Consider the following 11,997-nt stretch of genomic DNA (forward strand, 5'->3'; position numbering starts at 1 on the left):
ATCGCGCCGCCAGGGTTTGCAGCGAGAGGTACCTTTTCCCGAAAGGTTATATCGTAGAACGTCTCACCTATGGCAAATACCTTTGTCACTTTGTTGCCTGCCGGATATTCTGAACAATTCATACATTGCATTTTGCATCTGTTTCAAATATGATGCTTTGCAGGTACATGGGGTTTCCCTGAGGGTCGCGCTGTATGAATATCTTTTCCTCAACAGGCCTTGCTTCTCCTTTCTTCGTCATGATCCTGTATTTTAGTGTGATATATTTGCTGCCTTCCCTACAGTTCTCTATTAGTTCCAGCTTCACATATTCACGCTCATCTGGCTGTATGATGTCCGGGTATGTCATCTTGCACATGAGGTCTTCTGCCTTGTAGCCGAACTGTGAGATATTTTCGGAAATGAACACAACGGAAAAATCCTTTGAAGCGTCCCGGGAAAGAGCAATGAATGGACTGCCATTGATGATAGATTCCAGAACTTTCAATTTTTCAAATGCATCTTTCTGCTTTTCCAGAGCATAGAGTAATTCTTCCTTGCTTAGTTCTTTCTCTATGGTACATGCATTCTTTTCAGTATTTGTTTCCACTTTCAGAATCCCCCGTCGATATTACAATAAAGGATTTAGCAACGTACTATTTAAGTATTTGCGGATATTTGTTGACCGTCAGTCACAAAGTTGGTTTATGTGAATAAAACATGAATCTCTCCGGTCAAAAAAGTATATATTTGAAAAAAAGATCGAGTATCCCTTTAACAGGGATCTCGTATGCTTATTTTATGTACAGGCCACATTTGCAGGAGCCGCGCATCTCTATGTCACGATGTCTGGCTGCACAGGGGCAGATGATCTTCTTGTCTGTTTCCTTGTCCCCGGTCCTCTTCTGACAGAAGCAATACCATTCCCCATACTGCTTCTTATTGTTGGATATACCCTTCACGGCTGTACTGATCACATCATAATCCGGGTTCAGTCTGTATCCTGTTTCCATGGCATTTTTCTTAGATTTGTTAAAGAATTCTTCTTCTAGCTCGTTGTTGAATTGCACGTTAACACTCCTTAGTTCCGATGACTCTTTTTCTGTTCTATGATTTATTCCTTTGCCAGGGAAGCAAGTCGGCTGCCAATCTCCCTGCATTTTGCACGGTCCTCTTCAAAAGGCTTGAAGTTAACCTGAAAACCAGGCTCCACTATCTCAAAACCCGATTCTGTGAGTTCTTTTTCGACTCCCTTCACCGCACCGCCACCCCAGCCGTAAGAACCAAAAACGAAGAACTTCTTGCCTTTTGGCCGGAGTCCTTTCATGTAGCTAAGGAATCCTGCGATGGTGAAGAACATACCATTGTTCAGTGTTGGAGAACCTATGGCAACTACTGATGCATCCATCAGTTCCTTCACTATTTTACTCCAGTCGTTCTTACGCAGGTTCCTGAGTTTCACATCCACTCCTGCGGATTGCACCCCTTCAAGGATCTCCTTCGCCATTATCTCGGTACTGTTCCACATGGTGTCGTACACTATTAGCACCTGTGGTTTTGCTTCAGCATTAGCCCATTTGATGTAAGCTTCGATTATTCTTTCGGGTTCCTTCCTCCATATCACGCCGTGTGCGGGGGCTATCATGTCGAACTTAAGTCCCATTTGCTTAACCTTCTCAGCATAGTTCAGTACCTGCTTACCAAAAGGCATGAGGATGTTGGCATAATATATTTCTGCGTCTTCCATCACGCCTTCTACCTGGTCTTCGAACCTTTCTGAGGTAGCTATATGTTGGCCGAACGCATCGTTGGAGAAGAGTATCCTGTCTTCTTTAAGATACGTATGCATGCTGTCAGGCCAGTGCAACATCACAACTTCTATGAACTGCAGAGTCTTTTTACCTATGCTGATCTCGTCCCCGGTCTGTACTACCTGGATATTCCAGTTGTCAAATCCCATTTCGTGATAATGTTCGAACAGACCCTTTTTGCCTTTAGCCGAACAAAATACCTTGGCCTTGGGGGCGACTTCCATCATAGCTGGCATAGAGCTGGAATGGTCCATCTCTACATGATTCGATACAATGTAGTCAATTTTTGCAGGGTCTATTATCTGAGAGATCCTACCCAGCATCTCTTCAAAGAAAGGTGCTTTCACAGTGTCGATAAGCGTGATCTTTTCATCAATTATCAGGTATGAGTTGTAGGTTCCACCCTTCGGTGTCTCATATCCATGGAAATCCCGCAGGTTCCAGTCCACAACACCTACCCAGTAAATACCTTCGGATATCTTTACAGGTTGTATCTCGTTTCCCACTTGTATCTCTCCTTTATGTCTGCATCCTAAACTCTGTTGCAGCCTGCAGCATTTCATCTATGAGCCTGTAATGCCCTCTTTCCGCTGCAGCTATCCTGTCAAAGAACTCTTTTTGTTCAGGCTCTGCTGCCCTTCTTCCAAGTTCCGTATAGAAATACTCGCTCTTGTACTCAAAGCGCAGGGCAGCAAGCAGGATGCCTACCTCTTCGAGCTTCTTATTGGAGAATTCCTGAGTTAAAGAAGGAGTAAAATCAGGGAAATGGTGTTCCACATGTGCAGCGGTCTTGTCTCCGTTTTTGAATTTCCTAAGCATCTCAGCATGCTTTTTCTCTTCTCCGGCAAGGAATGTATACAGCTCGCGAGCAGCCGGGTTCTGCATTGATTCTGATTTTTTCAGGTAATATGCCCTCCCATCCTCTTCAAGCCTGATGGCAACATCAATGGCCTCTTCCAATGTATCCAATTGGTCGAGTTCCTCAGAGATCTCCTGTAATACATCTTTCATTGTAAGTCATCTCCATCTGCTATTATCCCATATGTATGCATGGCCAAAGACCAATTTGCAAATTCTCCCACTTTGAAAGTAGAATCTATAAAATTATATAACTTTCGAATATATGTACAACATTAAAGATAAGCCTGTTCTATATCAATAAACATGCAAAGCAGTGAATATTTGTATTTAGAAAACTTTTTATTGACCTGTCTCCATTATGAAGTTTAAATTATCATGCGACTTCATTATTCTTCAGTTATTTTGATCATGAGGTAATCTAATGGGCAAAATAAAGATAGCTATTGCCGGGATTGGTAACTGTGCCAGTTCGCTCATTCAAGGTATTGAGTATTATAAAGATAAATCTACAAAGGATGCCATAGGGCTGATGCACTGGGATCTGGGTGGTTACAGGCCCTTTGACATCGAAGTGGCAGCTGCCTTTGACATAGATGTCAGAAAAGTTGGAAAAGACGTATCAGAAGCGATCTTTGCCCTTCCTAACTGCACTGCTGTGTTCTGTGGTAGTGTTCCCAAAACCGGTGTCATCGTGAAGATGGGAAAGGTGCTGGACGGTGTTTCAGAACACATGGCATCTTATGCTGACTCTCGCAAGTTCATAGTCTCAAAGGCACCTGAATCTAATAAAGAACAGGTGATAAAGGAACTGAAAGAGTCCGGAGCCGAGATCTTTTTGAATTACATGCCAGTGGGATCCGAACTGGCCACACAGTTCTATGCCGAATGTGCCCTGGAAGCAGGTGTGGCTTTTATCAACAACATGCCTGTCTTCATTGCGAGCAGGCCGGAGTGGGCAGCGAGGTTCGCTGAGAGAGGCATTCCTATCATTGGGGATGATATAAAAGCCCAGCTTGGTGCCACGATCACACATCGCACTCTTGTTGATCTTTTCCGCAAAAGAGGTGTCAAGCTTGAGCGAACATACCAGTTGAACACTGGCGGCAACACTGACTTCCTTAACATGCTTAACCGCAGCAGGCTTGCTTCCAAGAAAGAATCCAAGACCGAAGCCGTGCAGTCTGTGGTAGGAGAGCGCCTTGACGATGATAACATCCATGTGGGTCCAAGTGATTACGTGCCCTGGCAGAACGACAATAAGGTCTGTTTCCTAAGGATGGAAGGCAAGCTTTTCGGTGATGTGCCTATGAACATTGAACTGCGCCTGTCGGTAGAGGACTCTCCAAATTCCGCTGGCGTTGTCATTGATGCCATAAGATGTTGCAGGCTTGCTCTTGACAGGGGTATTGGCGGTGTACTTTATTCACCATCTGCGTATTTCATGAAACATCCGCCCAAACAATTCACTGACGATGAAGCCTGCAACATGACCCTTGAATTCATTGCAGGTACAAGGGATAACTAAAAATATGTCCTCTGCTGCATCTGAGCAGCGCGATATCTTTGGTGTGGATTTCAGCGGTGCAAAGACTGCTTGTAATAAGATCTGGGTCAGTCGCGCAGAAGTGACTGGCACCAGGTTATCTATTCTGGAATGTTATTCTCTCAGCCAGGCCAATTCAGCTAATCTTGGAAGGGAGCATTGCCTTCGTCTTCTGCTTGGCCTTATACTGTCCAGTAAATATTCTATCTTTGGTATGGATTTTCCATTTGGGATACCAGTTCAGCTCATGCATGGTCTCTGCTGGGACGAGTTGATTCGGAATTTTCCGCAACTATATGCCAATGAAGATGAATTCCGGGATATCAACCGTAAACTTTCAGGGAATGTAGAACTCAAAAGATTAACAGATAAAGAAGTAAAAGCACCATTCTGTGTTTATAATCTTAGATTGTACAGGCAGACCTATTTTGGTATAAGGGACATCATACGACCTCTTGTGATCTCAGGTGCTGCCAGTATATTACCCATTCAACCCCCGAGGGCAGATGTTCCATGGCTTATAGAAATATGTCCTGCCTCTACTCTGAAAAAAGAAGGGTTGTATAGTCCTTATAAAGGAAACGGAGCAAAGGAAAAAGCCACCAGAGAGCATATTCTGGACCACCTTGAAAAAAAAGCATTGGACATGCCCAAAGATATACGGCACCAGGCTCTGGAGAACGCTGATGGTGATGCTCTGGATAGTATTATAGCAGCTTATTCCGTATTCCGTGTCCTGGACATGCTGGTCCCGAGAACTACAATAGGTGAACCATATCTAAAGGAAGGCTTCACTTTCATCTGATGTCTCATTCTTTGGAAATACCTATTATTCTGTACAGGTCATCAGGACTGTCAAGTATTGTAATGTTCTCCATAAGCGACAGCTTTTCAGTGTTCTCTATGTCTATATCTCTCATTTTGAGTTTCATTTCCTTACCTTTGGGTGAGTAAGTGGTCACAGTTCCTTTCTTTCTATCCACTGGCAGGATATAGATCGGTGTATCGCCCTTTGCAGTCTGAGCAACGGCGTTTGTAACCAGGGTATCTGAAATACCATGCACTATCTTTGCCACAGTGTTGGCAGTTGCAGGTGCTATTATCAGCATGTCATAATGTCCAAGTTGTAAGGGTCCTACAATGAAAGGTGAGTTCGGTCCTCCTTCCGTTTTCAGATCAGGATAATTCGTCTTAAAGTCATCCCACATCTTATACCATTTTAGGACAACCTCTCCTTCTTTGGATAGGAAAGTCATTAACTCTATGTCTGCTCTTTTTTTGATGTCCAGCATTATGTCGCATGTTTCTTTTATCAGGTCCCCTGAACCTGTTATTCCCCATGCTATTTTTTTCATACGATTCCTCCGTTCAATATCCTGACAATGCTTCTTTCTTGACCATGTCCTTTGGAATTTTCATTGCGGTCAGCATTTCTTCCATGGATTTGACCATATCAGGTGCACCACATATGTAAAAACGTCTTTCCATGTAATCCGGGATCTCACTGACGATCATATTCTCAGAGATGCGTTCCCGGCAACCTGTCCAGCTTTCTGATGCACGGGTCAAGGTGTACACTATTTTTAAATTGTTGCTGTTGTGCATCATCTCATCAAGTTCTTTCATGAAGGCAAGGTCGTTCTCGGTCTTGTTGCTGTATATGAGCACAATGTCAGCATCAAGGTGCAGATCAGTGCAATATTTGCATATACTTATCATTGGTGTGATACCTATACCACCGCTTAGCAACGCAATTTTTGCATACTCGCCTTCGAAGGTCATCTTTCCGAATGGCCCGCTAATGACAGCTCTATCCCCGATCTTCATATTATCAAGCGCATTTGAGAAAGGATGACCAGTGAGTTTTTTGGTGAATTCTATATGATCTTTTTCGGTGGGGCTGCTGGAAAGGCTAAATGCTTTTGTCATCACATTACCTTCCACTGTGAGGCTAACAAGTATGTATTGGCCGGGTTTATAATCAAAGCCTTCAGGCCGATGGAACCTGAAGCTTTTTACATCATATGTTCGTTTTATGATGTCGATCATTTTCTTTTCAAACTTCAAGTGCCACCCCTTCCTGCTGCGCTTTTCTTATCATTTTGGCTGTATCTATCAATTTATTTACTGTACGGTGGAGGCTTCTTATGCCCTCTGTATCCTCAGCTGCACCTTCTGCCCCTTTATCGTGGGACCAGAACGTTCCTCCGAGATTAGATCCAAAGGATCCTCCTGCAATGGGTAACATCTCGCTGATCACATAGAAGTTCAATATGCTCTGGATGGCAGGCTCTTGTCCTCCTATGCGATCTCCTCCCACAGCAGTGGCAGCACCCACTTTGTTTTTGAAGGCCTTTGGATCACGTGCCACTACTGCCCTGCATCTGTCCAGGATGGTCTTTGTCTGAGCACTCAGGGTTCCTTGGTATACAGGCGTGCCAATTATCCAGGCGTCAGCCCAGAGCATCTTGTCATAGAGCTCCACTATATCGTCCTTGTGGATGCACCCCTCTTTTTTGCGAACACAATAGTCACAGTGGATACAGAACTTAAGGTCCTTTCCGCTGGCAGAGAAATAATCAGTTTCCACACTATATTTTTCTTGGGCGTATCTTAATGCCTCGTTTACGATATAATCGGTGGCCTTTTTTCTGGGGCTTCCTGAGATGCCAAGCAATCTGATTGTCTTATCCTCTGTCATCAAGATACTCCATTGTATGTTTCGTTCATTCAATGTTCACTCGATGGTTATTGCTTCCATAGGACACGCATCTACACATAATCCACACTCAATGCAATCATCCGGACGAGTGGCCACAGATTTCATATTTCCTTTTCCATCATCTTTAAGGTCAAAGACCGCCGTAGGACACACTTCTTTGCATGCTCCTATCCCTTCACATTTGTTCGGGTCTACTTTTGCTGGCATTTTTCTGATCTCCTATTTATCTAATCTACTGTCTATATGGATCCCAGACTGGAGTATTCACAGCCTGTAATGAACTTATATCATATTTTTCTTCTGCTAATACAGTATGCTGCACATAGGAAGAGTGTTATCGATCCCAAAGCCGCTATTCCAGGGGTAGAGGGTGTTGCCATTGCCTCTCCCTCATTCTCATAGATACTTGAGGATGCTCTTGTCATGTTAATAACTGGCACTTCATACACATTGTCTCCGAAGAGATGGTCTATAGTATCCTGTGGTGCTGAACGATACTTAAGTGTTGCTTCTAATGCAAGGGGATATGCCACATCAGCAGGTATTTTGAAGGTGTGCTTTTCGGAAACTGTCCCTTTTGGGGGTATCCTGTTGTCCTCAAGTACTGATTCGGCAAGCCAGAAACTGAGTGTTGGCTGTTCCTGTGCATCGCCGAGAATTGTGTTGTATACTTTTCGGGCATTCACAATAGTTCCGCTATCATCAATTTGACCAGTATTATATACTTCCTTTCCATTGCGATCCTTCACGCTTACTGCCAACCACATTTGCCTTATCTCTGAAACTCCGGTGGGTATCTTGTGCCCGGCGCCTGAATTAGTAATGGAGATGTTCACACTGACGTTATCTCCTCTTTGAGCTATCTCAGGTGCATCAATATTGAGTGTTGCTGCTTTTTCAAGCCTCTCCACAGCCATCTTACTATATTTCTCTTCGCCGAGGATCTTTGTAACAAAAGCATTTCCACCTACTATATCATGAGTGGATATGTGCTCTCTTTTTTGTGCACTGGATCCCGCTCTTCCAGGATTTGCTTCGAACTTGGTTATTCCGGGGGTCATATGGCAGTCCTGGCACATCACACCTTCTTTCGCATAAGCTCCTTCTTTCCATACTGTGTACGTATCATCAATGACAAGGCCGTTAATTGGATGGATCACATCGTGGCACATGCCGCAGTACTCTGAATTAGTGTACAGTTCAAGATACTCGGATCCATGGTATGCGGATTTGGAATTGTCAAAGGGTCCCCACTTGGTATTTCCCGGGCTGACAACAAAAGGTGCATTGCCTGTACCGTTGCTGTCAGATATAACGTGGCAGAAGTCACATTGTACTCCCTGTCTAGCTATATCGCTGAGCTGGGAGCCATCTTTTGGTGGTATCTCGCCGGATACGACCCCTATGGGAGTATGGCACCTGGAACAGAATATATCCACTATGCCTGCAGTATCATTACTTGCTACCATGAACTCCTTCTGATAGAAAGGATCTTCATAAGCATTGTAATGCATGGTGCCTTCCCACTGATTATGGACAATGGCATGACACTGTGCACACTTTGTGCTATCGGTGAAAAGATCAGAGGAAAGTTGTCCATGTGCAGTGGGCGTGGACGCAAGAGCGGTCCCCGTTGCTGTGAACAGCACTAGAATGATTAATAACGTCTTATAAGACACCACGCCTCTCATAATTATACTCCCAGTTATAAACAAATCAAATAATTGATAGATCAAAGTATTCAGAAAGAAGGCCATCTATTTGATGACCTTCCAATGGATAAATCATTTCAGCAATTTCAATGCATCCCTGCATGCTGCAACTGCAGGTGCCCCGGAAGTGATGGAGATCACATCCATTGTTTCCATTATCTCTTCCTTCGTAGCGCCATTTTCCAGAGCGCTCATCATCTGGGAGACAACGCACCTCTCGCACTGCTTAGAGGCCACCACGGCAAGTGCCATGAGTATCTTTACCTTCGCAGGCAGTGCTCCATCCTGCAACAACCGGTGGTTACACCTGTTGTATTTCATCAGGAACTCTGGTTCAAGTTCACCAAGAACTTCAAGTATCTGTGGTGTGAATCCCAGTTTCTCTGACATTGATCTGATAAGTTCTTTGTCTTCCAGCATCTCTTTATGTCTAGTCATATCCTATTCTCCTGCTATCAAGTGTTTAGTCAAATCCATCTTCTATGGTCTGGTTAAGACAATAGTTACATACAAGGTGTGGCAGGCTGTTTGGCAGCCTTTTCAGGTCAGGGGGTGTTCCCACGGTCACCGGGAGTTCCAGTTCCTTTGCATGGCCCATACACAGCCCCTTGCCGCAAGAGATGCAAACGCATACAGCGCCTGTATCTTTTCCTTCCTCCATGCAGTCATAACATTTCATCATCATATCACCTAATAATTCTCCTTGAGGGCTTTATGGCAGGGTACACAGATTACCTTCTTCCAGCGGTTAATGTCATCCAATTTGCATTCTACTCCCATGCCACACCTCAGCTTTATGCTGTACTCTCCTTCCCATACAGGGGTTTCTTCCCGAACAAGATGGTCCTTGCAAACCCCTCTTCCACATATTATGCAAACAGCGACAGTGTCTGTTTCTTTTCCAGTTTTATCACATTCGTAACATTTCATGAGTATCACTCTGTTCTTCTATTGGTGCACGATAAAAATATAACGATGCATCCTATTGTCTGGATATACCTATTGTTTCCCCAGAAAAGTGGCTAGCCCCATCTCACCTCCTGGTCACTTGAACAACATTCTTTATTTCAATTGATATATCTGTGTTGGTTAATCGTTATGGTGGCGTACATTAAAAGATTCTTACACGCTGATCACTTCAATTGGTCTTATAAATGAGGCAGTAAGGAGTGGAAAAACTGTAAATCGATGATGTCTGATGATATGCATCTTCAATGAATGTATTATCTGCAAGGACAAAACCAGTGACCAAACCAACAAACATATAAATATGTATAGTTACCTGATTAGCAACACTCTATCACAGGAGGATTCAAATGACATTCGGAATAGAATTCGTACCAAGCGACCCGGTCCTTAAGATCGCACACTATGCCAAGCTCGCTGAAGAGCAGGGATTCGACAATGTATGGATCACAGACCACTACAACAATCGTGATGTATACTCCACTCTTACAGTGCTGGCAATGAACACTAACAGCATAAAGCTCGGTACGGGTGTCACCAACCCCTACACAAGGAACATAGCAGTAACTGCATCAAGCATAGCCTCTATCAATGAGATCTCAGGCGGACGTGCTATCCTCGGCCTTGGCCCCGGAGACAAAGCAACATTCGACGCAATGGGTATCTCATGGGATAAACCTCTGACAACTACAAAAGAAAGCATTCAGGCACTGCGTTCTTTCTTCGAAGGTAAGAAAGTGAACATGAGTGGCGAGGCCGTTAAGTTCAGTGGTGCAAAGATGGCATTCAAGGCAGGTAATGTACCTATCTACATGGGTGCACAGGGCCCCAAGATGCTGGAACTTGCCGGAGAGGTAGCTGACGGAGTATTGATCAATGCTTCTCATCCCAAGGATTTCGAAGAGGCCGTTAAGCAGATTGCTTCCGGTGCAAAGAAGGCTGGCCGCAACTCCAAGGATGTGGATGTTGCAGCTTATGCATGTTTCTCTATTGATAAAGACGCAGCAAAAGCCGTGAACGCCGCAAAGGTCGTTGTTGCTTTCATTGTTGCTGGTTCCCCAGACATGGTTCTTCAGCGCCACGGCATTGATGTAGCTTCAAAGGCAGCTATCGGAGGAGCTATTGCAAAAGGCGACTTCGGTGCCCTGATGGGCGGTATGGTCACCAAAGAGATGACGGATGCATTCTCCATAAGCGGTACACCTGACGACTGCAAGGCAAGGATCAATGAACTCCTGGACATAGGCGTTACACAGATCGTTGCAGGCTCTCCGATAGGTCCGGACAAGGAGAAAGCAATAAAGCTCATTGGTAAGGAAATAATCGGATAATTGGGAGGATCTGGATGGTTCATCCAAAGATCTTAGAGGTCATTGAATATGACGTCTGCACCGCTTGTGGGGCATGCGCAGCAGCATGCCCTGCTGGTGCCATTGTTGTTAACAAAAGAGCAGAGGTGCGTGACCCTGACAACCTTGAGTTGTACGAGAAAGGCGCAGCGCCAAATGTATGTGAAGGCTGTTTCACCTGCGGAAGAGTATGTCCTGTAGTAGATGGATATTACAATGATGAGTTTGCCAACGTGATATCTTTCTTTGGTGCAAAAAGTTCTATTGCTGGTCAGGATGGAGGTGTGACATCTCATATACTTAAGGAACTGCTCAGAAAAGGCGAGATCGACTGCGTGGTAGGCATTTCCAGGAATGAGAAGTGGGAGACAGAACTCATTCTCATGACAAAACCTGAGGATGTGGACAAGACCACCGGTACCAAATATACCTATGATTCGGTGCTGCAGGCACTGAAGGAGCCTTTCGAGAAATATAACCGGATAGCCGTTGTAGGTGTTCCCTGCCAGGCTCACGGAGCTCGTCTTATCTCAGAGAACGTCAATGATAAGATCGTTCTTATAGTGGGTCTACTGTGCATGGAAAGCTTCTATCATGACACTATGGCCGAAAAGGTCATTCCTGAGGTAATGAAGCTGAACACCGAAGATGTTGTGAAAATGGATTTCGGTAAAGGCAAGTTCTGGAACTACACAAAGGACGGTAAAGAGCACAGTGTCAAGATCGCTGAAGTAGCGCATCTTGCAAGACATCCATGTCATAGCTGCTGTGACTATACTTCTGTGTTCGCAGACATATCAGTAGGTTCAGTAGGTACTCCGGACGGTTGGAACTGTGTGTTCATACGCACTGATGTAGGCCAAAAATACTTCGATATGGTGAAGGATACGCTGGAGATCATGGAGAACCCCGCTCCTCCAGGATTGGATCTTGTGAAGAAGCTTGCAAAAATGAAACATGATAACAACTCGGGCCATTATCTTGAAGTCTGTGAGAAGTTCTCATTCGACGAATGTGGCATACGTTAACGGTTGTCATTTATGCACATGAGAAG

At 44.5% G+C, this 11,997-nt stretch carries 16 protein-coding genes; 4 read left to right on the forward strand and 12 right to left on the reverse strand.

Translation table 11 applies throughout. The features are described from left to right. Window positions 1–118 precede the first annotated feature (118 nt). The 4 genes from ACCM36_RS02270 to ACCM36_RS02285 all read right to left on the reverse strand — a co-directional run bounded on the left by ACCM36_RS02270 (window position 119) and on the right by ACCM36_RS02285 (window position 2,801). Complete coding sequence (locus tag ACCM36_RS02270) at window positions 119–589, reverse strand: PAS domain-containing protein (protein ID WP_370572092.1); 471 nt, start codon at window positions 587–589, stop codon at window positions 119–121. Between the two features lie 184 nt (window positions 590–773). Further along, on the reverse strand, window positions 774–1,049 hold the full coding sequence (locus ACCM36_RS02275; RefSeq protein WP_370572093.1) for a ferredoxin-thioredoxin reductase catalytic domain-containing protein: 276 nt from the start codon (window positions 1,047–1,049) through the stop codon (window positions 774–776). Between the two features lie 44 nt (window positions 1,050–1,093). Further along, window positions 1,094–2,296 carry an FprA family A-type flavoprotein gene (locus ACCM36_RS02280; protein ID WP_370572094.1) on the reverse strand — a complete coding sequence of 401 codons (1,203 nt, stop codon included), beginning with the start codon at window positions 2,294–2,296 and terminating at the stop codon, window positions 1,094–1,096. A 13-nt stretch (window positions 2,297–2,309) separates the two neighbouring features. Next, entirely contained in the window at window positions 2,310–2,801 is a 492-nt protein-coding gene (locus tag ACCM36_RS02285) for a ferritin family protein (protein ID WP_370572095.1), read from the reverse strand. A 271-nt stretch (window positions 2,802–3,072) separates the two neighbouring features. Between ACCM36_RS02285 and ACCM36_RS02290 the strand changes: the two genes are divergently transcribed. Beyond that, entirely contained in the window at window positions 3,073–4,176 is a 1,104-nt protein-coding gene (locus ACCM36_RS02290; RefSeq protein WP_370572097.1) for an inositol-3-phosphate synthase, read from the forward strand. A 4-nt stretch (window positions 4,177–4,180) separates the two neighbouring features. Next, window positions 4,181–4,999, forward strand: a complete 819-nt coding sequence (locus ACCM36_RS02295) for a hypothetical protein (protein WP_370572098.1) — start codon at window positions 4,181–4,183, stop codon at window positions 4,997–4,999. A 4-nt stretch (window positions 5,000–5,003) separates the two neighbouring features. Here the strand turns inward: ACCM36_RS02295 and afpA are convergent, their stop codons facing one another. The 8 genes from afpA to ACCM36_RS02335 form a co-directional block, all read right to left on the reverse strand. After that, the gene (gene afpA, locus ACCM36_RS02300; protein WP_370572099.1) at window positions 5,004–5,549 is read right to left on the reverse strand and encodes an archaeoflavoprotein AfpA; all 546 of its coding nucleotides are present in this window, start codon (window positions 5,547–5,549) and stop codon (window positions 5,004–5,006) included. Window positions 5,550–5,562: 13 nt separating this feature from the next. Continuing rightward, on the reverse strand, window positions 5,563–6,261 hold the full coding sequence (locus ACCM36_RS02305; protein ID WP_370572100.1) for a ferredoxin--NADP reductase: 699 nt from the start codon (window positions 6,259–6,261) through the stop codon (window positions 5,563–5,565). Then, entirely contained in the window at window positions 6,251–6,895 is a 645-nt protein-coding gene (locus ACCM36_RS02310; RefSeq protein ID WP_370572101.1) for a flavodoxin family protein, read from the reverse strand. The genes ACCM36_RS02305 and ACCM36_RS02310 overlap by 11 nt, the downstream gene beginning before the upstream one ends. Window positions 6,896–6,931: 36 nt before the next feature. Beyond that, complete coding sequence (locus tag ACCM36_RS02315; RefSeq protein ID WP_370572102.1) at window positions 6,932–7,123, reverse strand: ferredoxin family protein; 192 nt, start codon at window positions 7,121–7,123, stop codon at window positions 6,932–6,934. An 80-nt stretch (window positions 7,124–7,203) separates the two neighbouring features. Next, window positions 7,204–8,607, reverse strand: a complete 1,404-nt coding sequence (locus ACCM36_RS02320; RefSeq protein WP_370572103.1) for a multiheme c-type cytochrome — start codon at window positions 8,605–8,607, stop codon at window positions 7,204–7,206. 93 nt (window positions 8,608–8,700) lie between these two features. Beyond that, window positions 8,701–9,066: a carboxymuconolactone decarboxylase family protein gene (locus ACCM36_RS02325; RefSeq protein WP_370572104.1), complete on the reverse strand. Its 366-nt coding sequence runs from the start codon at window positions 9,064–9,066 to the stop codon at window positions 8,701–8,703. A gap of 25 nt (window positions 9,067–9,091) precedes the next feature. Further along, entirely contained in the window at window positions 9,092–9,307 is a 216-nt protein-coding gene (locus ACCM36_RS02330) for a DUF2180 family protein (RefSeq protein WP_370572105.1), read from the reverse strand. Between the two features lie 11 nt (window positions 9,308–9,318). Then, window positions 9,319–9,558, reverse strand: coding sequence for a DUF2180 family protein (locus tag ACCM36_RS02335; protein ID WP_370572106.1), 240 nt, complete (start codon window positions 9,556–9,558; stop codon window positions 9,319–9,321). 386 nt (window positions 9,559–9,944) lie between these two features. Between ACCM36_RS02335 and mer the strand changes: the two genes are divergently transcribed. Together mer and fpoF are read left to right on the forward strand one after the other, a co-directional pair. Continuing rightward, window positions 9,945–10,925 carry a 5,10-methylenetetrahydromethanopterin reductase gene (gene mer / locus ACCM36_RS02340; RefSeq protein WP_370572107.1) on the forward strand — a complete coding sequence of 327 codons (981 nt, stop codon included), beginning with the start codon at window positions 9,945–9,947 and terminating at the stop codon, window positions 10,923–10,925. A 14-nt stretch (window positions 10,926–10,939) separates the two neighbouring features. Further along, window positions 10,940–11,971 (forward strand): F420H2 dehydrogenase subunit FpoF, encoded by a 1,032-nt coding sequence (gene fpoF / locus ACCM36_RS02345; RefSeq protein WP_370572108.1) that lies wholly within the window; start codon window positions 10,940–10,942, stop codon window positions 11,969–11,971. Window positions 11,972–11,997 lie beyond the last annotated feature (26 nt).

The organism is Methanomethylovorans sp. (genome assembly GCF_041305605.1).
Classification (GTDB): domain Archaea; phylum Halobacteriota; class Methanosarcinia; order Methanosarcinales; family Methanosarcinaceae; genus Methanomethylovorans.

Coding starts and splice junctions, on each gene's coding strand:
- ACCM36_RS02285 (WP_370572095.1), bottom strand. CDS start 2,801: ATGAAAGATGTATTACAGGAGATCTCTGAGGAACTCGACCAATTGGAT.
- ACCM36_RS02290 (WP_370572097.1), top strand. CDS start 3,073: ATGGGCAAAATAAAGATAGCTATTGCCGGGATTGGTAACTGTGCCAGT.
- ACCM36_RS02295 (WP_370572098.1), top strand. CDS start 4,181: ATGTCCTCTGCTGCATCTGAGCAGCGCGATATCTTTGGTGTGGATTTC.
- afpA (WP_370572099.1), bottom strand. CDS start 5,549: ATGAAAAAAATAGCATGGGGAATAACAGGTTCAGGGGACCTGATAAAA.
- ACCM36_RS02310 (WP_370572101.1), bottom strand. CDS start 6,895: ATGACAGAGGATAAGACAATCAGATTGCTTGGCATCTCAGGAAGCCCC.
- ACCM36_RS02315 (WP_370572102.1), bottom strand. CDS start 7,123: ATGCCAGCAAAAGTAGACCCGAACAAATGTGAAGGGATAGGAGCATGC.
- ACCM36_RS02320 (WP_370572103.1), bottom strand. CDS start 8,607: ATGAGAGGCGTGGTGTCTTATAAGACGTTATTAATCATTCTAGTGCTG.
- ACCM36_RS02325 (WP_370572104.1), bottom strand. CDS start 9,066: ATGACTAGACATAAAGAGATGCTGGAAGACAAAGAACTTATCAGATCA.
- ACCM36_RS02330 (WP_370572105.1), bottom strand. CDS start 9,307: ATGAAATGTTATGACTGCATGGAGGAAGGAAAAGATACAGGCGCTGTA.
- ACCM36_RS02335 (WP_370572106.1), bottom strand. CDS start 9,558: ATGAAATGTTACGAATGTGATAAAACTGGAAAAGAAACAGACACTGTC.
- mer (WP_370572107.1), top strand. CDS start 9,945: ATGACATTCGGAATAGAATTCGTACCAAGCGACCCGGTCCTTAAGATC.
- fpoF (WP_370572108.1), top strand. CDS start 10,940: ATGGTTCATCCAAAGATCTTAGAGGTCATTGAATATGACGTCTGCACC.